We start from the raw sequence: 22853 nt of genomic DNA, 5'->3' as shown, positions 1-22853 counted from the left end.
TACATTCCCTGGGATGTTTTGACAAAAAATCTTCACTGTAGAAACCACTGAACCCAATAAATTAGTAAAAATTATTAATTGAATATTAAGAAGTGCAGAAAGTGTGACATTTAAAGATATGATTGCGCGAAACCAGCAGAGCAGAGCTTAGGATGCCACACCCCATAAACGTTTATTGCAGATGTCTATTGACAATTACTACCTTGGTCAGGTACGATTAGATGTCTGGTCGTAATAGCTGAAGGGGTGACAACGAGGTTGAAATTTAAGTGAGGTGGGGGAAAAATTTCCTCACTGTGAGCCATCAAATTAATCGACTTACTCGGCAAAAACCAAATTCCCTCGTTATCTTTCGGCGAAAGTCTCAAGCTTTTTCCCTAAACCCGACACTCTACACCCTGTTTCACTTTCCATCTGCTTGTCACCCCGTCAGTCGCAATAATTATTCTTTTCCAAGTCGATTCTAACAATATGGACTTTCAAGATAAAAAGAACTTATCCGAAAACGACCAATCAATTCAAACTAGAGTTTTTAAAGCTCTTAGTGAAGCTAAAGAAAAATTAAAAGCTTTCGAGTCTCAACAAAGGGAACCCTTAGCTATCGTGGGTTTAGGTTGTCGTTTCGGTCATAATATTGCGACACCTGAATCCTTCTGGTCTTTCCTGAAAGCGGGTAAAAATCACCTCAGAGCAATACCTAAAGAGCGCTGGAACCAGCAGGATTTTTATGATTCAGATCGGAATAAACTGGGTAAAATCTATGTTTCTCAGGGGGGGTTTCTCGATGATGTCTCCCAGTTTGATGCCCATTTTTTCGGAATTGCTCCCAAGGAAGCCGTCGCTATGGATCCTCAGCAAAGATTGCTTTTAGAGGTAGCCTATGAAGCTTTGGAAAATGCAGGAATGGCAACAACGACGGCTAGAAGGGGAAAAACAGGGGTTTTTATCGGGATTACTAACAATGACTATGCCCGTATTCTTACCTCAAATGAGGACTATAATGCCATCGGAGCCTATCATATTTCGGGCAATCATACTAACGCGGCAGCTGGGCGTATTTCTTACCTTTTAAATCTTAATGGTCCGAGTTTGGCAGTAGATACCGCTTGCTCTTCCTCCTTAGTCGCTGTTCATCTCGCTTGCCGTTCCTTGCGTTCCCAAGAATGCAGACAAGCTTTAGTCGGAGGAGTGAACCTAGTTTTAACTCCAGAAGTGGTCATCGCCTTGTGCCGCAATCAGATGTTGGCCCCAGATGGCCAATGCAAAACCTTTGACGAAAGTGCCGATGGGTTTGGAATCGGCGAAGGTTGCGGAGTCATCGTCTTAAAAAGACTCAGTGACGCTCTTGAAGATGGTGATCACATTTGGTCCGTGATTCGAGGGACCGCAGTCAACAACGATGGAGCCAGTGGCGGCTTTACCGTTCCTAATGGGCCAGTACAGAGAGAATTAATCAGAGAAGCTCTAGCTGACGCTCGTTTAGATGCCGAGGCTATCGATTATGTTGAAGCTCACGGTACAGGAACATCTTTGGGAGATCCGATCGAAATTAAAGCCATAGCCGAGGCATTATGCGTCAATCGTCGCAAATCTAACCCTTTATTAGTCGGTTCTCTCAAAACTAATTTAGGTCATCTGGCGGCGGCGGCGGGAATTTCAGGATTAATTAAAACCGCACTATCGCTGCACTACCGTGAAATTCCGGCTCATCTAAATCTTAAAAAACCCAATCCTCATATTAATTGGGATGCCTTACCGATTAGTATCGTTACGCAAAATTGTCCTTGGAATGTTAATAATGGCAAGCTCAAAGCGGCTGGAGTCAGTTCTTTTGGAGCATCGGGAACCAACGCTCATGTTATTTTAAGTGAACCGCCTCAACCGCAAACCCAAACCCCAAAAATATCCCCCATTCTCGTTACTTTCTCGGCTAAGGAACCCGAACGTTTACGTCTTTTTACGACTCAATTTGTCGATGAGCTTGAGCAGAAAACAGAACTCAACGTCAAGGACATTGCTCTATCTTTAAATACTGGTCGTTTCCCCCATAAACATCGTCTCGCTCTTTTAGTTTCTAATCAAGAGAATCTGCGCCAAGGAATTCAGGCTTTTCTCAATAGCAATGGGGATGAAAAGCAATTTCAAAATATTCAAAATAATAGCTTCGACATCATTTATGGAGAAGCGCAAAGCCATCCTAAAGTTGCTTTTCTCTGCAATGACGAGGAAGAAATTAGTCCAGAAATCATTGAAAATCTGCTCAATAATGAGCCAGTATTTCATGAGGCTTTTAGGCAGTGCGAGCATCTGTTTAAAAAATATTTAGAAGTTTCTCTTCAGGAATTATTGTCATCTAAAAAAGCCTTAGAGCCTCAGAGTTCTTTGTCTGTACAACCGCTATTATTTGCCTATCAATATGCTCTTTGTGAACTCTGGAAATCGTGGGGAATTTCTCCTTCTGCGATTTTAGGTTCTGGATTAGGGGAATATCTCGCCGCTCAACAAGCGGGCGTTTTTTCCCTTGAAGATACCGTCAAGCTGGTGGCGAAACGCGCTAGAATTAGCCCACAAAACCCCAACTCAGAAGACCTTTTATCCTTACTTAAAAGCACCCCAGAAGTCGATTCTAACTCCCCCGATATTACCCTAATTTATCAGGGTGAAGTTGTGAAAAAATCTCTCACAAATTTGGTGAATAGAGGGGAAAAGATTGGGCAGAAATCCGACGAAATCGCCCAGGGAATTTCTACTCTGCATCAAATGGGATATCAAATCTTCCTAGAAATGGGAATCGGTGCCAATCTCATTAATATAGGTCGTCAAAAGTTAGGGGTAAATTCAATTCTATGGTTATCTAGTTTAGGGAAAGATTGTCACAGTGACCAGCATGAGCAAAGGGTGCTAGGTCAACTCTATGTGAGAGGATTTAATATTAACTGGGAAGCCTTTCATCGCTCACATCCAGGGCAAAAAATTAGTTTACCTAATTCGCCTTTTATCCGCAAACGCTACTGGATAAATTCTGGCAATAAATCAGAGTCTTCTAGCTATAAAAACCCTAATTATTACTCTGGACATCCCTTACTAGGCGAGCATTTTCCTTCTCCCTTAGCTCTGCTTCAATATCGAGGGAGCATTAGTCAACATAAACCTGCATTTTTAGGAGAACATCAGGTTTTTGATCAGTCCATATTGCCAGCATCTGCCTTAATAGAAATGGCTTTAGCTGCCGGGGAGAATCAAAAAGTTATTTTAGAAAATGTTGAATTTAAGAAAGCATTAATTTTAAAAGATACGGAAGACACATTACAGTTAATCATTGAGCAAAAAAGCTTTAAAATTTACCATGCACTTGAGCCAAATTGGGCAGTATTAGTTACTGGAACAATTGAGGAATTGAAATCAACTAATTTAACCAATTGTGATCTAGAAGAAATCGCAAAAAATTGTCCTGAAGAAGTCGATATAAACTCCTTTTATGAAACTTATCAAAAATCAGGGATAAATTACGGGAGTAACTTTCGGCTCATTCATCAACTGAAGCGCGGAGAAAATACAGCTTTTGCTCAAATCAAATTAACCGATAGATTAGAGCGGGAAAAATATCATTTTCATCCAGCTATGTTAGACGCTTGTTTTCAAGGGATTGCTGCCATTTTATTTAAAGAAGAATCCTCAGTAACTTATGTTCCTGTTCGCCTTGGTAAATTGGCATTTTTTCACCCTCCTGATGAGCAGGTAATCAGCGCGGTTCGACTGAAGAACTCCTCCCCCAACCCTAACATTATTATCGCTGATATTGATATCTATTCCCCCCAAGGTCAACCCTTAGCATCCCTCACCAACTTAGAACTAAAAGCCGTTCAATCCCAAGAGATTATCCCCCAAGAAATCCCCCCTCAAATCTATCTAGAAGAATGGATGCCTTGCGAGGAATTATTAGGGAATGGCAGAGACACTTTAGTAGCTCCCCAGGTAATTAAAAATCAAATTCACCCCGCACAGTTAGAACAACAACTAGGGGAAAAATTGTCGCAATATGAGCGCTTAATGGCAGCTTTGGAAAAGTTAAGCGTTGTCTATATCTGGGAAGCCTTAACAAAACTTAATGGACAGCCAAAATTAGGTCAAACTTATTCCGAAGCACAGATAGCAAATCAGGGTCAAATTGTCGATTTTTACCGACCTTTATTATCTCGATGTTTAAGCATTTTAGCTGAAGAAAAAATCGTTAATCAGACAAAAGATGGCTGGTTATTCCTCAAAAAATTAGAAGCACCTTCATCCCAATCACAAATTAAAGTTCTCCGCCAAGAATTTGCCGATTATCCAGCAGAAATTAGTCTAATGGAGCGTTGTGGCTCTGCTTTAGCCGAAGTCATGAGTCGTCAAGTTGATCCATTAGAATTACTCTTTCCTCAAGGGGATTTAGAAGCGATTGCGTCAATTTATTCGGAAGCCGCCGGAGCTAAATTGATGAATCAGTTAGTCGCCACCACAATCAGCCGTGCTATTGCAAATTTCCCCCCCTATTATCCCCTAAGAATTCTCGAAATTGGAGGAGGCACAGGAGCCGCTACTACTGGCCTTTTACCTCACTTACCCAAAGAACATATCGAATATGTATTCACCGATATTTCCTCTAGTTTCTTAACAAGAGCCAAGGAAAATTTTAGAAACTATCCCTTTATTAAATATCAAACTTTAGACATTGAAAAAAATCCCTTTACTCAAGATTTTCTCCCTGGCAGTTTTGACATAATCATTGCCGCTAATGTTCTTCATGCCACAGCCAACCTTCAAAAAACCCTTGAAAATGTGCGCTCTCTCATCGCTCCCAAGGGACTACTAATCCTCTTAGAAAGTACAGGGGCAAGACGTTGGGTAGATTTAACCTTTGGCTTGACAGAAGGATGGTGGTTATGTAGTCAAGATCTGCGGCGGAATGGTTATCCGTTAATCAGCACAAAAGATTGGCAAAATTTACTGATTAAGAATCAATTTGAAGACATTAATATTATCGAACCAAGCCAAGCAAAAACCCGAAATTTATTAAAACAAAGTGTCATTATTGGTAGAAGCAGTGAGCAATTACCTTCTCTGCCAGCAAAATCTTACTCTCATCAAATAATCTGGGCAGATAGTCAAGGAATTGCTAACGGTTTAATCCCTCTATTCCAACAGAGAGGAATAAGTTGTTCTTGCGTCTTTACCCAAGATATTAACCCGGAGATTGCTGAAGATTACCTATCAATATTGAGAAACTCGATAACTTCAGAAACTCGTCAAATACTGTACTTCTGGGGCTTAGAAAACATCCCCGAAGAAATTGATCAACAAGTCGAGATTCATTGTCAACGATTTCTCTTTTTCTTACAAGCCTTATTGCAGCAAGAAAATCCACCGACTCTGATTTTAGTGACTCAAGGAGCAGTACCAGCAAAAGCCATTAAAACCCTAACCTCTCCCTCTCAAGCATCCTTATTAGGAATAGCCTTCAGCCTAGTCTTAGAACATCCTGAACTTAATTTTAAGGCAATTGACCTAGATCCAGATGAAGTAAACGCAGCCGACAAACTGCTGCAAGAAATCTACAGTAATCCCCAAGAAAACCGGGTTGCTTTGCGGGGGGAACAGCGTTTTTATCCTCGTTTGGTGCAGAGAAAACTTGAAGATGGAAAGATCAATTTTAGTCCTGATGCCTATTATTTAATCACAGGAGGCACAGGGGGGTTAGGATTAGCAACAACCCGATGGATGATTGAAAAAGGGGCGCGGAATCTAGTTTTGTGTAGTCGTCGAGGGGCAGAAGGAATTAGCCCTGAAATATTAGCCAATTTCTCCTCTAGTGGGGCAGAAGTTACCCTTAAAAAACTTGATATTACCGATGCTGAAAAACTGCACGCCGTCCTAGAAGAATGCCGTTCTAAATATCCTATACGGGGCATTTTTCACATTGCCGGAACCTTAGACGATACAACCTTATTAAGACTAACACCAGAGAGCTTTAATTATGTTTTAGCTCCCAAAGTTAAAGGAACTTGGTTGCTTCATCAACTCACCCTAAATGACCCATTGGAATTCTTTGTCTGTTATACTTCTGCTGTATCTTTAATTGGCTCGGCAGGACAAGCTAATGCTGCGGCAGCTAATGCCTTTGAAGACGCTTTTATCTATTATCGTCAGGCGCATAGTTTACCCGGAACGGTCATAAATTGGGGTCCTTGGAGTGAAATAGGTGCAGCAGTAGATCGCAATGTTTTAGAGAGATTAGCCGCTAAAGGATATGGGGCTATGAAACCCGATTTAGCCCTTAATGCTCTGGAAAAAATTCTTCTAAATCAGATTATCCGCGCTGGTGTAATTAAGATTGACTGGCAACAATTTCCTTATATTCATCAAAGCTTTTATAAAAACTTTCTGCCTCAAGGAAAACCCCAAGCTGCCCCCTCATCTGAGTTTTTAAAACAATGGCAAAATTTAACCTTAAAAGAGCGTCCTAATTGGCTAACTAATCATATCATCATGCGTGTTTCTACTGTTTTAGGACGCTCAAATGATGAAACTTTTTCCCCTCAACAGGGCTTTTTTGATTTGGGGATGGACTCTCTCACTTCTACAGAGTTACGAAATCTGTTACAAACTGACTTTAATTGTTCTCTCCCTTCGACAATTACTTTTCGTTTTCCGAATGTTGAAGCCTTAGCTAATTATTTACAGCAAGAAGTTCTAGATAATTGTCAACCAGTATTTACCCCTCAAATAAAAGCAGAAATTTCTCAAAAACAGCCAGAAAAATCCTCTGTAGAAAAATCACAACTCGATGATGATCCTATTGTTATTGTCGGCATGGCTTGTCGATTTCCCGGCAGTGCTAAGAATTTACAATCTTTCTGGGAACTTTTAGAACAGGGAAAAGATGCCATAACAGAAATTCCTCAAGATCGCTGGGATCAGGAAACATGGTATGATCCTAATCCCGATGTACCGGGCAAAATATACGCTCCTTACGGTGCATTTCTAGAACAAATTGAGGAATTTGATGGAGAATTTTTTGGCATTATTCCTAGAGAATCTGTCGCCATGGATCCTCAGCAGCGTTTACTCTTGGAAACCACCTGGCAAGCTTTAGAATCTGCTGGACAAAATCCCCAAAAATTACGCAACAGTCAGACGGGAGTTTTTATCGGTTGCATGACTCAAGATTATGCCCAATTAAGTTATTCTCCTCAAGCCATTAATGCTTATACTGGTTCAGGAACTTCTGTTAGTATGGCGGCGGGTCGTCTTTCTTATGTCCTTGGTTTACAGGGTCCATCAATGACTATTGACACCGCTTGTTCCTCCTCATTAGTAGCGATTCATTTAGCTTATAATGCCTTACTTAATGGTGAGTGCGATCTGGCTTTAGCCGGAGGGGTTAATATTATTTTAACTCCCATTATTTCTTTAATCGAAAGTCGCGCCCATATGCTTGCCCCTGATGGACATTGCAAAACCTTTGATGAGAGCGCAAATGGCATGGTGCGAGGAGAAGGCTGTGGAATAGTTGTTCTGAAAAGATTGAGCCAAGCGGTTAAGAATGGAGACCAAATTTTGGCAAAAATTTATGGTACAGCCGTCAATCATGATGGTCCAAGCAGTGGGCTAACTGTTCCTAATGGTCAAGCTCAAGAAAAATTATTACATCAAGCCCTTAAACGTGCTAATCTCAAGCCTGAACAAATCGATTATATTGAAGCTCACGGCACTGGAACAGCCCTTGGTGATCCGATTGAATTAGAAAGTATGTCCGCCGTTTTTGGTCAACGCTCCCCTAATCGGCCTTTAATTATTGGTTCAGTAAAAACGAATTTAGGCCATTTAGAAGGTGCTGCCGGAATTGCTGGATTAATTAAAACAGTTCTAGCTTTACAACACCATAAAATACCTCCTCATCTTCACTTTAAAAATCCTAATCCCCGCTTTGATTGGAGTTCTCATATTTTTGAAGTTCCTGTACAAGGAAAACCTTGGAATATCAGCGAACGTCCAAGGATTGCTGGAGTAAGTTCCTTTGGATTTAGTGGAACGAATGCTCATATCATTGTTGGGGAAATTGACGCTGATTTACCTCAAGCTTCGGAGAATAATTTTTATCTATTACCCCTTTCGGCTCGTTCTGAAAAATCCCTGCAAGAGTTAGCGAGAAATTATCAAGATATTTTGACTGAGTCTATCAATTTAGCTGATGTTTGTTTTACCGCCAGTACAGGGCGGGGGATTTTTCCGCAACGAATCTGTATTTTAGCAGACTCAATAACGACGGCACAACGAGCATTAATTGATTACCAAGATGGTGAAGATTCTGACTCATTAATTCGACCGATTTTATCAGAGACTCCGCCAAAGATAGCTTTCCTCTTTTCTGGACAAGGCTCTCAATATTCTGGCATGGGAGAAACCCTTTATAACCGAGAAGTTGTTTTTAAGGAAACATTATATCTTTGTGATCAAATTCTAGAACCCCTTTTAGAAAAATCTCTCCTAGATTTAATCTTTCAAGAGCAAAATAGCCAGTTATTAGAGGAAACCCAAATCACTCAGCCGGTGATTTTTTCCCTTGAATATGCACTCGCCAAATTATGGCAATCTTGGGGAATACAACCTTCAGCCCTTTTAGGACATAGTATCGGGGAATATGTGGCGGCTTGTTGGGCAGGAGTCTTTTCTTTAGAAGATGCCTTAAAATTAGTGACTCAACGGGGTAAATTAATGGGAAAATTGCCCCACAATGGCAGTATGTCCGCTATTTATGCTGATTATGAGACGGTAGCAAACGCTCTAACTTCTTATGAAAATCAAGTTAATATTGCTTCAGCCAATGGCTCAATTACCGTCATTTCTGGATTTAAAGAGATTGTTGAGCAACTGGAAAAAGACTTTATTGATCAAGGGTATAAAACTAAACGTTTAGCGGTATCTCATGCTTTTCATTCTCCCTTAATGCAGCCTATTCTTGATGACTTTTCCCAGGTCTTAAAAACAATTTCTTTTCATGAACCTAACTTAACCATTATTAGTAATCTGACAGGGAAAGCTGTAGGTTCAGAAATTACAACTCCTGATTATTGGGTAGCTCATCTGCGTAATACTGTACAGTTTAGTCAAGGATTTAAGTCTTTAATTGATCAGGGTTATCGTTGTTTTCTAGAAGTCGGTTCCAAGCCTGTATTACTGAGTATGGCTCGCCTTATTTCCTCTAACCAAGACCTATTATGGTTGCCTAGTATTGTACCCGGGCAGGATGAACAGGCACAAATGTATAGAAGTTTAGCGACACTTTTTGTTAATGGTTATTCCCTAGACTGGGCTAAAGTATTTAAACAAGGTAAGCGGATTATTTTACCGACTTATCCTTTTCAAAGAGAACGGTATTGGTTATCTAATTCGGAATTTTCTCTAGGGCAAATCAAGACTCAGTTACATCCTTTTATTAGAGATTTTAAAAAGTTAGCAACGGGAGACATGATCTTTGAAGGTGAGGTGAGTTCTCTTAACCCTAGTTATTTAGAAGAACATAAGGTATTTGAAAACATTGTATTTCCGGCTACTGGTTTTATTGAAGCTATTTTAGCCGCAAGTCAGAAAATATTTGATGGGCATTTTGTCACCCTTGAAAATGTCTCTATCCATCAGGGACTACTCTTGTCTCCAAATCCCTCAATAATCCAGATAATTTTTAAACCTAAAAAATCATCTCAACTGATTTATACTTTTGAGATATTTAGCAGTGATTCTGCACAAGAACAATGGGTTCTTCATGTTACAGGTGAAGTCAAACCTAAGGATATACAAAGCTTGGCTGCCTCAGAATTAACCCAAACTAAATTAGAAAGGGAAAACTCTAAAGAATCGATTTCTATTCGTGAATTCTATGAGCTTTATCAGCAGATGGGTATCAGGTATGGAGAGCAGTTCCAAGCGATTCAAGAGTTATATTCTTTCAAAAAAGGCTCTCAAGCTAAAATTAGTATTAACCCTAGTTTAGCGGATCGGCGTTATTATTTTCATCCAGTTCTTTTGGATGCTTGCTTACAGAGTATTGGGGCAGCTTTCCCCGAAATTCATGGTCAAGAATTGCATCTACCTTATGGATTCTCTTCCCTGGAAATATTCCTAAATCCAACTTCGCAAGTTTGGACGGAAGTTCAGGTCATCTCAGATACTAATGGTGAAATGAGAGTAAATGTTAATATTTATAATGAACAAGAACAGCTTTGCGCTCGGTTTACTGACTTAACAGCACGGCGCATAAATCCAGATATTTTACAGAGTTTATGGCAAGAAAAGTCAAACAATTGCTTTTATAAAGTGGAATGGAAAAAACTTTCTTCAATGCCAACTGTTGCCGTTGATCCTCAAAATTCTTGGTTAGTCTTGGTTCGTCCAGAAACAGACTTAAATTCCCTAATTAATTTATACAAAAAGGCAGGAGAAAAAGTAATTACTGTAGAAATGGGGCAGAATTATCAATGTCATTCTCAAGATTCTTTTGCCATCAATGCCGCTCAGAAATCTGATTTTCAGCGTCTCTATCAAGAAGCTTATCCATCTGGAGAATTTCCGACTGGTGTTGTTTTTTGTTGGGAATCTTCAGAAGCTGAAGATGTTCTAGATACAGTATATCAGAGTTCTCATGCCGTCTTAAATTTAGTGCAAACCCTCACTAATAACTGGGAGAAATTACCCCATTTATGGCTGATTACTCGCGGGGCTAATAAGATGAGCAATGATACGGCTTTATCTCCTCAACAGTCTCATTTATGGGGATTAGGAGCAGTCATTAATCAAGAGTATCCTAAAATGGGTTGTGTTTGTTTAGATTTACCAATCCATAAAGAAGCTAATGAAGCTGAACTTTTATTCAATGAATTAAAGTGTTTCCCCCATGAATTCCGTTTAGCTTTACGTCAAGGAAACCGCTACGCAGCCAGGTTATTTTCTGCATCTCTTCCTATCTCAGAAAAACGACAGTTTATTAATCAGTCAGGGGCTTATTTAATCACGGGAGGGGGAGGAAAACTGGGCGGATTAGTGGCTCAATGGTTATCAGAAATGGGAGCAAGTCACTTAGTTTTGTGTAGTCGCCATGTTAAATCTTCAACAGAATTGATAGCCTCATTAGTGAAAAAAGGAACAAAAGTAACCTTGATTGAAGCTGATATTACTTCCCCCACAGATATGAAAAATTTATTCTCTCGTTTTGGGGCAGACTTGCCCGTCTTACGAGGAATAATTCACGCAGCAGCGGTCTTAGAAGATGGGCTGATCAGTAATCAAAGTTGGCAAAAATATCAAAAGGTAATCAGTCCAAAAGTAGCAGGAACTTTATTATTAGATCGTTATACTCGCTCTCTATCTTTAGACTTTTTCGTAAGCTTTTCTTCTGCGGCTGTTATCCTTGGTTCGCCTGGTCAAAGTAATTATGCGGCGGCTAATGCTTTCCTGGATGCTCTAATGCAGCAACGGCAAAGTTTAGGATTACCTGGTATTAGTATTAATTGGGGAGCTTGGGAGACGGGCAACCAAATTGATCAACAACGTTTCGCTAATTGGGGTTTGCAGATGATGTCCTCTGAGCAAGGGTTTCAATATCTCAGTCAGGTAATTTTAGGTGATATTACTCAAGGGATAGTTCTCGATATTGATTGGTCGATTTTTAATCAAACTTTCAACATTAGTCAACCCTTCTTTAGCGAGGTATTAACCCTAAACAATCAAAAACAAACAAGTCCAGCAAAACTATTAGAACAATTAAAATCTGTCTCTATAGACGAACGAATAACCGCTTTAGTAGAAGGACTGGAGAAAATATTAAGAGAAGTGACAGGGTTAAATGAGAATAAGGTTATTCCTCAACAAACATCATTCTTAGACTTAGGTTTAAACTCTCTAATGGTCATAGAATTTAAAAATCGCTTAGAAATAGATTTAGGGTGTAAATTGCCATCCTCGATCATTTTCGATTATCCTAATCTTCTCAGCTTAAGTACCTATTTAAGGGAAGAAATTCTAGCCAATCATCTCGATTTTGAGATTAAAATAAATCCAATTCCTGACAATCATAATCCCTACGACAGCCTCAGTGAAGACGAACTAGCAAGATTACTTAATCAAAAATTAACGGAGCTTGATCAATATGGAGGTTAAACTTTAAAAATAATGTTTCAAAAGCCATGAGATGTGGTAGGATAGGTAGATGAACATGAGTAAGCTTAACTCTCTGGAGTTAAATTTGGGTTTATATTTACTGATAGCACAGCATCCTAATTTATGTTTAACGGCGTATAAATTTAGAAATTATAGAGAATAGGGCATGGTTGAGAGTATAGATTACAAAAAATTAATGGCAACGACCTTAAGCAAAATGGAGGTCATGCAGGCTCGTATCAATGAATTAGAAACGAGACAAAGTGAATCTATTGCGGTGGTTGGGATGGCTTGTCGTTTTCCTGGAGGTATTAATTCCCCAGAAAAATATTGGAGTTTTTGTCAAGCCGGGCTTGATGCTATAGTAGAAGTTCCTAAAAGCCGTTGGGATATCTCAAAACTGTATTCTCAAAGACCAACTTTAGGAAAAATGAACACCGCTTATGGGGGATTTCTTCAAGAGAATATCACAGAATTTGATGCCCGTTTCTTTTCGATTTCAGCAAGAGAAGCAGCCTCCATGGATCCTCAACAAAGGTTACTCTTAGAAGTTGCTTGGGAAGCGTTAGAAAATGCCAATTTACCTCTGAAAAATTTAGCCGATAATAAAGTAGGGGTATTTGTGGGGATTACTAGCATTGATCATGCCCTGAAGGTTTACGGCACAAACTATGATCAAATTGACTCTTTTTTTGGCACCGGCAATGCTCTAAGCGCAGCCGCCGGAAGGCTATCTTATTTTCTCAATCTTCACGGTCCTTGTCTCTCGATTGATGCAGCCTGTGCATCCTCATTAGTAGCCGTCCATCAGGGGATTCGTAGCCTTAGAAATCGTGAATGTGAACTCGCTTTAGTGGGTGGGGTAAACCTCATTTTAGAACCCGCAATTACGATTAGTCTTTCTCAGTCGGGAATGATGTCCCCCGATGGGCGTTGCAAAACCTTCGATGCCTCTGCTAACGGATATGTGCGAGGGGAAGGCTGTGGGGTTTTAATCTTAAAAACTTTATCAGAAGCCCAGAAAAACGGGGATCACATTCTTGCCCTGTTGCGAGGTTCGGCGGTGAATCATAATGGGGCTGCTGCCGGTTTAACCGTACCCAGTGGACCCGCCCAGCAAGAATTGCTCCGTCAAGCTCTAGCTGATGCCAGAATAGTCCCTGAAGATGTCAGCTACATAGAAGCTCATGGCACAGGCACTTCTTTAGGAGATCCCATCGAATTGAATGCCATTGCCTCAGTTTATGGAAAGCGCTCCGACCCTCTTTATATCGCCTCAGTGAAAACCAATATCGGTCATCTTGAAGCCGCAGCTGGCATGGCCGGAATAATCAAAACAATTCTGATTCTTCAACAGGGTGAAATCCCCTCCCATCTTCACTTCCAAACCCCTAATCCTCTGATTAATTGGGAAGACCATTCTATTAAAATTCCTACTCAAAATATACCTTGGCCGAATAACAATAAAGTCCCTATAGCTGGGGTAAGTTCTTTTGGGTTTTCTGGCACAAATGCCCATGTCATTGTTCAACAGGCACCCGTCAGCAAAATCTCAGAAATTCAACAACAAATTCCCAGTCATCTCTTAACCCTTTCAGCCCACAACAAAACCGCTTTAAAAGAATTAGCCAAACGCTTCCATACCCTCCTAGAATCTCGTCCTGAAATTGGAGATATTTGTTATAGTGCAGCCGTCGGGAGGATAGATTTACCTGAACGTTTAGCCATTGTTGGCGATACTTGTCCAGAATTACAACAAAGATTAACCGCTTTTGCTGAAGAAAACCCACTTGATGATTTGACTTTTTATCAACGTTTTACATCGGAAAAATCCCCTAAAATTGTTTTTCTTTTTACAGGGCAAGGGGCTTGTTATCCCGGCATGGGGCATCAACTCTATCAAACCCAGCCGACATTTCGTCAATATATTGATCAATGTGCCGAAATATTAGCGAAGTATTTAGACCATCCTTTAACTGAAATATTATTTGGTGAACAGACCGATTTACTCAATCAAACTGCTTACGCTCAACCGGCTATATTCGCCCTAGAATATTCCCTAACAATGCTATGGAAATCTTGGGGAATTACCCCCAGTTTACTGATTGGCCATAGTGTGGGAGAATATGTAGCAGCTTGTATCGCAGGAGTATTTAGCTTAGAAGCTGGACTCGCCTTAGTTGTCAAACGGGGGCAATTAATGCAAACCACGACCTCTGGGAAAATGGCTTCAATTTTTGCTGATGAAGAGACAGTCAGTTCCCTAATTAAAAATTATACTCAAACAGTTTCAATAGCTGCCATTAATCACCCTCAACAGATTGTGATTGCTGGAGAAAGTGCCAGCATTGAGGAAGTTATTAGCACCTGCAAAAAGCAAAAAATTCCCGCTCAATATCTTCCCGTTACTCAGGCTTTTCATTCCCCTTTAATGGAGCCAATTTTAAAAGAATTTGAAAAAGAGGCTCGTCAAATTTCTTATCAACGACCCCAAATTCTGCTACTTTCAGGACTTGATGGAGAGGTTTTAGAAAATGCACCAGATGCCGCTTACTGGAGCAAACAATGCCGAGAACCAGTAAGATTTTTGTCGAGTTTAATAACCGCTTTCAACAAGGGATATAACCTATTTTTAGAAGTGGGACCAAGACCAATACTAGCAGAACAAGGTCGTCGTTATAAAGATGAGTTCATCTGGTTAAGTTCTCTCAATCGTGGCTTAGATAACTGGCATACAATTCTTTCAGCCTTGGGACAACTCTACCTAAATGGCGCGCCTTTCAATCCAGAACAATTCAATCGAAATTATGGCTATAAAAAAGTCAGATTGCCGAACTATCCCTTTCAAAGGAAACCTTGCCAATTTCAGCCTAATCCTCGAACAGAAAATCAGAGCATTGACAAAATATTCCTAGACGCACAAACCTCTAACCTTACCGATACCGAAACCACAGTTTTCAATATGCAAAAACATCAACAGGAAATCCGTAATCAATTAAAATCAATTTTGGCTTTACTTCTGAAAGAAGATGAGAACGATCTACCGGAGGATGAGACATTACTAAACTTAGGAGCAGACTCAATTATCTTGACTGACTTTTCTCGCAAAGTTGAAGAAAAATTTCAAGTCAAAGTGAAAATAGATCAACTCTTTACCGATTTACAAACTCTTGTTGATATCGCCGAATACCTCTGCCAATTTGTCAAAGAAAAACCCTTAGAAAATGCTTCAGAAATAACAACTAAAGTTATCGATGATGAGACAGAATTAAGCAATTATTTGCAAGTCATTGAGCAATTGCAACCCATCGCTACAGCCTATATCATCAAGGCCTTAGAGTCCCTAGGAAAAAAACTTAATCAAGGGGAACAATGGACAATAGAAACCCTAAGACAAACCTTACCTGTTGCCCCTAAATATCACATTTTGCTCAATCGTTATTTGCAGGATTTAGAGCAAGCTAATATTCTTCAAAATCAAGGGAATATTTGGACTGTCAAAAACTTGCCTGAGTCTTTTTCCTTGCCCCAAGCCCTACAAAAGCTAGAAAAAACTTGTCCATCTGCAAAACCTGAATTAGAAATGTTGCAACGCTGCGGCGAAAATTTAGCAGAAGTTCTCAAGGGAAATATAGACCCCTTGACATTAATTTTCCCAGAAGGTTCCGTTGCTCATGCAGAAAGTATCTATGGCAATTCTCCCGTATCTCGATTGATGAATCAACGAGTCGCCCAAGCTATTAACCAGATTTTAACCAACTTTTCTAATAGTGATCGCCCCTATCAAATTCTCGAAATAGGAGGAGGAACTGGTGCCACTTCAGAAGCAATTCTTCACCACTTAAACCTCGATCATGTCACTTATTCTTTTAGCGAAGTTTCTCCCTTCTTACTGCATCAAGCTAGGCAAAAATTTCAGAAAAAATATAACCTAAACTTTCATCAACTAGACATTGAAAAGTCCCCCATTTCTCAGGGGATACCTGCCCATAATTATCATATTGTTGTCGCCGCTAACGTCCTTCATGCGACCCGAAATATTACAGAAACTCTAACCCATATTCGGGAACTTCTGCGCCCCGGCGGTTACTTAGTTCTCCTCGAAACCGTAGAAAATAACTCATGGCTGAATTTAACCTTTGGATTAACCCCCGGATGGTGGCGCTTTCAGGATCAACAATTACGCTCAGATACACCCTTATTAAGGGGTGAAAATTGGTGTTCCGTTTTAAAAAGTTGTGGGTTTGCTACGGCGAATAGTTTCTCTAAACAAAACAATATTCCCATTAACAATGGCCAAGAATTAATTCTTGCTTGTGTGCCAGATGAACCCCTCTCAATTCCTGCAATTCCTAAGTTCACTGTCTCAGGTGAAAGCTCCGGTAAAGAAGCCTTAATGATGGCTCAATTACAATCTTTAAAAGACCTAAAAGACCTCCATGAGAAAACCATTATCAAGCAATTAGAAGTTCTTCAAACTGCCACCGTCTCCCCCAGTATAGCCCCCGAAATATTAACGAATCAGACTCAAATCATTCCTCCCCAAAGCTCTAAGATAGAAACTTACCTTCCGGTTTCTCAAGAGAAGCCCAAATCTCCTGAGAAACCTAGTTCTCCCAATTTAAACCCCTTAGCTTTAAAGCTGACTGAGAACAAATCCTTAACCGAACAACAACAAGCCTTTATTCAAAATTTACAGAGTATTTATAACCAGAAAACCGCCAAATCAAAAGCCTATTCACAAAATAGCCGTAAGACAATGGTGGATGTTAAACCGACCATTGACTTCCGCATGGCCTTAAAAGAATTTCAATATCCCATTGTTTCAGAATCTGCTCAAGGGGCTTATTTTAAGGACATTGATGGCAATAATTACATTGACTTAGCTATGGGGTTTGGGGTTAACTTTTTTGGGCATAGTCCGGATTTTGTCATTGAAGCGGTTCAAGAACAAATGAACCGAGGAATAGGTTTAGGAATGCAGTCAAATCTGGCTGCCGAAACCGCCGCTTTAATTAGTGAAATGGGTCGAGTCGAAAGAGTCGCTTTTAGTAATACGGGAACCGAGGCGATTATGGCCGCTGTTCGCATTGCTCGCTCTCGTACAAAACGTCAAAAAATCGTTATGTTCGCCGGCTCCTACCATGGAACTTTTGACGGCATCTTAGCACGAGTAGGAGAAGATAAAACCACGGCTCAACCCTTAAGTTTAGGCACTCCTTTAGGAATGGTTGAAGACATAATAGTCTTGAGTTATGGAGTTGAAGAAAGCCTCGATATTATTGCTACTCATGCTGATGATTTAGCCGCCGTATTAGTCGAACCAGTTCAAAGTCGCAAACCCGATTTACAGCCTCAAGAATTTCTGCAAAAACTACGACAAATAACCCATAAAAAAGGGATCACACTCATTTTTGATGAAATTATTACTGGCTTTCGGATTGCTCCGGGAGGAGCGCAAGAATGGTTCAATGTTGAAGCTGATATAGTCATTTATGGTAAGGCCATTGGAGGAGGTTTACCAATTAGTATGATCTGCGGTAAAGCAGATTTCTTAGATACCGTTGACGGCGGTTTCTGGCAATACGGAGATGACTCTCATCCCCAAACCGAGTTAACCGCTTTTGGGGGAACTTTTTGTCGTCATCCTTTAGCCCTTGCTGCTTGTCGTGCTGTGCTTTTACATCTTCGGGAAAACAGTCCAACGATTCAAGAAAAAGTGAATCAATTAACTCATCGATTAGCCACCGAAGTTAATCAGTTTTTTCAAGAAATAGGCATTCCGATTCGGGTTGTTAATTTTGGCTCTTTATTCCGCTTTGAACCCTTTGGAGCTTATAGTATCTTCTTACAACCCATCGAATTACCCCTCTTTTATTACCTATTAAATCTTAAAGGAATCTACACATGGGAAAAACGAGTTTGTTTTCTCTCCACCTGCCATACTAATGAAGATATAGACAAAGTTATAGTAGCCGTCAAAGAAGCGATTACGGAATTGCAGCAAGCTGGTTTTTTTGCTAATGCTAAACGCCCCCAAGTCAAGAAAGAAGAAAAAAAGCCCCTCTCTGAAGATGAAGATGGTAGGGGACATCTACCATCTTTAAATCAGTCCTTTCCCACCAGTGAAGCTCAACGTCAACTTTGGTTATTAGCTGAATTAGACCGTAATGCTTCAGCATCCTATAACGTCACAACATCTCTAGAATTACTAGGTTCTTTAGATGTTTACATTTTAGAAAAAACGATTAATCAAGTTATTAATCGCCATGAAGCTTTGCGAACCAAAATTATAGAACAAGGAGAATTACAGGAAGTTGTCAATGAAGTTAAAATTAAATTAAACTTAATTGATTTGAAGGATGAAGATAATCCCGAAGCGACGGCTTTAGCATTACGATCTCAGTTTTCCCAAAAACCCTTTGACCTGTCGATTGCTCCTTTATTTGCTGTGATTTTAATGCGCTTAAAATCTGACCATTATCTGCTCTCTTTAAAAACTCATCATATTGTGGCAGATGGTTGGTCACTAGGATTAATTTTGCAGGAAATTGGTCAACTTTATTCATCCCCAAATAACACAACTAAAGATGTTCTCAAACCACCGATGCAGTTTCGGCAATATTTAACCTTGCGAGCGCAAGAGACGCAAAGTCCGCAAATGTTAGAGCATCGGGATTTTTGGTTGAAAACCTATCAGGAAGAGCTGCCAACCTTTGAGCTTCCCACCGACTTTCCCCGTCCCGCCGTTAAAACCTACACTGGCGGCCAAGAAAGTCAAGTCATTCCCTCGGAAGTTGGGCAAAATTTGCAGAAAGTAGGACGCAAAAATAAAGCTACATTATTTATGACAATGTTCGCCGCTTATACTGCTTTTTTGCGTCGAATTTCTGGACTTAAGGATTTAGTCATTGGTATTCCTATTTCTGGGCGACAAATAGAAGGTAGTGACAACTTAGTAGGCTTTTGTTCTCAATTTTTACCCCTGCGGATACAAGTCGATGCTACCACCTCTTTTATTGAACATTTACAACACACTAAACAAACCCTGATCGACGCTTTTCGCCATCAGAGTTATACTTTAGAGGATTTATTAGCAGCTTTACAATTACCTAGAGATTTTTCTCGTTCTCCTCTCATTTCGGTATCTTTTAACATGGATCCTAGTTTAACTCTGCCTGAGTTTAAAGACTTAAAAGTATCCTTGCCACCGTCACCGATTGCTTACACCCCTTTTGATCTAGGATTTAACTTAATTGAACTTAATGATAACCTCATTATTTACTGCAATTACAATACAGAACTATTTAAAAAAGAGACAATTAAACAATTTATTGAAAGCTTTGAAATTTTGCTGAGGGGAATCATTGACGATGCTAATCATCTTCTTTATCAGTTACCTTTATTAACCCCTGTCCAACAAGAGAAGTTACTCAGACAATTAACGGGAAAAACTCGCAAACTCCCTGAGAAAGCCACCATCATTGATGACTTTGTAGCTCAAGTTAAATTAACCCCTAATGCTCCCGCCTTAATTGCGGGAAAAATTAGCCTTAGCTATCAAGAATTAAATGAAAAAGTCAATCGTCTTACCCATTATTTACAGCAGGAATATCAGCTAGGTGTAGGAAAAGTGATTGGGGTCATGCTCCAGCGTGATCACAACTTAATCATCGGGATTCTGGCTACCTTTAAAACTGGAGCGACTTACGTTCCTATAGACTCTCAATATCCTCACAGTCGCATTGAGTTTATTTTAAAAGATAGTGGCTGTCATGTTTGCCTAACGGAGAGTAATTTTATCTCTAAGTTACCTGAAAAAATGGAGAAAATTTGCTTAGATAAAATTGCTCCTATTGTTGAAACATATGACAAAGATGAGCCTAAAATATTTCGCAATTCTAGCCAAACTGCTTATATTTTCTACACTTCAGGTTCAACTGGTAATCCTAAAGGAGTCATGGGCCGTCACATCTCAATTTTGAATGTTATTCAAAGCTTACGACTTACTTTTGATTTAGATAAACATCCTGAATGGCGCTATATTTTCACAGCTGCCGTTACTCATGATCCATCTATTCGTAATATTTTTCTCCCCTTAACCATAGGTGCATCCCTATATATGTACGAAATAAAATATATAGGACATCTGGTTTCTTTCCTACAAGAAAATCAAATTAATGCCCTACATACCACCCCATCTATCTATCGAGAAATCTTAGGGCTACTTGAACCGGGAGAAACCATTTCCAGCTTAAAATATATCTCGGTAGGAGGGGAAAAATTAGATCGGGAAACTGCCTTAGCTTTGCGGAAACGTTTTCCAGCAGAAATTGTTAGCAATGTTTACGGATCTACAGAAACTTGTGTAGGAGTATCCCAGTATGAAATCAAGGAAAACTTAGACAGCGAAATCCCCCTCGGTCAAGTTTTCCATAACAATCGCTTAGGGGTTCTTGATGAATTTAATAATCCCGTTCCCCTCCATGTAATCGGCGAAATTTGTGTAGAAGGTGCCGCCCTAGCATCGGGTTATCATAACCAACCCGAAATGACTCAAGAAAAATTTAAACCTAGCTTTCTTGATGAGACAAAAACTCTCTTTAGAACCGGCGATTTAGGCAAGCAAACTGCTCCCGGTATCATTGAGTTTATGGGACGAAAAGATAATCAAGTTAAGGTCAATGGTTATCGAATTGATCCCGGAGAAATTGAATATCAATTGACTCGTTATGCTCCCATTGAAAGAGCGATTGTTTTACCCATTCAAGTGAATAATCAAACTCAATTATCTGCTTACTGTCAAACAGACAAAACTCTAGAAATTGCTGAGATTCGAGAATTTCTTGCCAAGTTTTTGCCAGTTTATATGATTCCCAGTTACTTTATTTTTTTAAAGCAATTCCCTTTAACTCGACATGGGAAACTTGACCTGCACTCCCTGAGACAACTCAGAGAAACCGGTAAATCTCTGGTTAATTCTAATTATGTTGCACCCCGTAATCATTTAGAATCCAATCTCGTTAGTATCTGGGAAAAAATTCTCTCTAAACATCCTATCGGTATTTTTGATAACTTCTTTGAAATTGGCGGTCATTCTCTACTCTTATCAAGGGTTGTAACCCGGGTTCATAAAGAACTAAATGTATCCGTAAAATTAGCTGACTTCTTTAAAGTTCCAACCGTTGCTGGATTAGCGACTTTAATCTCCCAGACTCAATACAATTATCAAGAACCCATTTCGGCAATTCCCCCCCAAAAATCTTATCCGATGTCTCATGGTCAGCGTCGTCTTTGGGCTTTAGAATTCCTAGATCAAAATCATAATGCCTACGGAATGCCCAGTGCTTATCAATTCAAGGGCAATCTCAATATTGATGCTTTTGAAAATGCCTTTCAACAGTTAATTCAACGCCATGAAATTTTGCGGACAACCTTTACTTTAATCAATAATCAACCCCGTCAAGTTGTCCATAATCAAATGAACTTTGTCATTAAACAAATAGACCTGACAGCTTATGTTAGCACAGAACAAGAAAACCTGATCGAAGAAGCGATCAGCCATAATGCCAAAACGACCTTTGATTTAGAAGTGGGACCGTTACTTAAAGTTAACTTACTTAAACTAAGCCAAGAGAATTACATCGTCTTGTTTAATATGCACCATATCATTTTTGACGGTTGGTCAGCTGGGGTTTTAATTAAAGATTTCCTCACCCATTATCACGCCTATGGACAAGAAAATTCCCAATTAATGCCCCCTCTTAGAATTCATTATAAAGACTATACTTCTTGGCAAGAAAGTCAATTAGAAACCTCGAAACTTCAAGGTCAACGGGATTACTGGTTAGCTAAATTAACTCCTGTTCCTGTGCGTCTTAACTTACCTGTTGATTATCCCCGCCCACCTGTTAAAAGTTTTCAGGGAAATACAATTACATGGCAACCTGAACCCGAATTGATCGATACTTTTGAGAAGTTAGTTAAAGCACAAGAAGCCAGTTTATTTATGGGTTTAGTTAGTTTGGTTAAGAGTTTTCTATTCCGTTACACTGAGCAAAATGAAATTACAATAGGCTCTGCTATCGCCGGCAGAAATCATCCTGATTTAGAAGATCAAATCGGATTTTATGTTAACACTCTCGTCCTGCGGGATCAGATAACAGATCACGACAGTTTTACGGATCTCCTTAGCAAAGTAAAAACAACCACTTTAGAGGCTTATGATCATCAAGACTATCCCTTTGATCAGATCGTATCTGAGTTGAATTTACAACGAGATCCTAGCCGTAATGCTCTCTTTGATGTTGCAATTGTCCTGCAAAATAATCAAAATGTAGATCTGGCCTTGGACGGAATTACAGTTAACTCCATTGACCCAAAAATGATTACCGCTAAATTTGATTTAGAATTTATCTTTGTTGAGGAAGAAGAACTTTATCTCAAGCTAATCTACAACACAGATATATTTATCCATGAGCGAATTTTATTGATCATAGATTTGTTCAAAAACTGGCTGGAGCAAGTTGTAAAATTTGCCCATGAACCTTTGATAAACTTATCCTTAGCTTCCTCAGAAAATCTTATTCAAGAGGGGCAGGAACTGTTCACAGAAGACTTTAATTTTTAGTCAACAGCCATTACACTAGCAGGAGATTTTA

Annotated in this window: 2 protein-coding genes; both read left to right on the top strand. The window is 39.7% G+C overall.

The window, feature by feature from the left end:
- The first annotated feature begins 471 nt into the window (after window positions 1–471).
- Window positions 472–12192: a type I polyketide synthase gene (locus O9324_RS10775; RefSeq protein WP_288140177.1), complete on the top strand. Its 11721-nt coding sequence runs from the start codon at window positions 472–474 to the stop codon at window positions 12190–12192.
- A gap of 166 nt (window positions 12193–12358) precedes the next feature.
- Window positions 12359–22822, top strand: a complete 10464-nt coding sequence (locus O9324_RS10770) for a non-ribosomal peptide synthetase/type I polyketide synthase (RefSeq protein ID WP_288140176.1) — start codon at window positions 12359–12361, stop codon at window positions 22820–22822.
- Window positions 22823–22853 lie beyond the last annotated feature (31 nt).

Origin of the sequence: Microcystis sp. LE19-84.1B (assembly GCF_027531875.1) — a bacterium.
In the GTDB taxonomy this organism is placed as follows: domain Bacteria; phylum Cyanobacteriota; class Cyanobacteriia; order Cyanobacteriales; family Microcystaceae; genus Microcystis; species Microcystis panniformis.
This window is presented reverse-complemented; position numbering and strand designations above follow the sequence as displayed.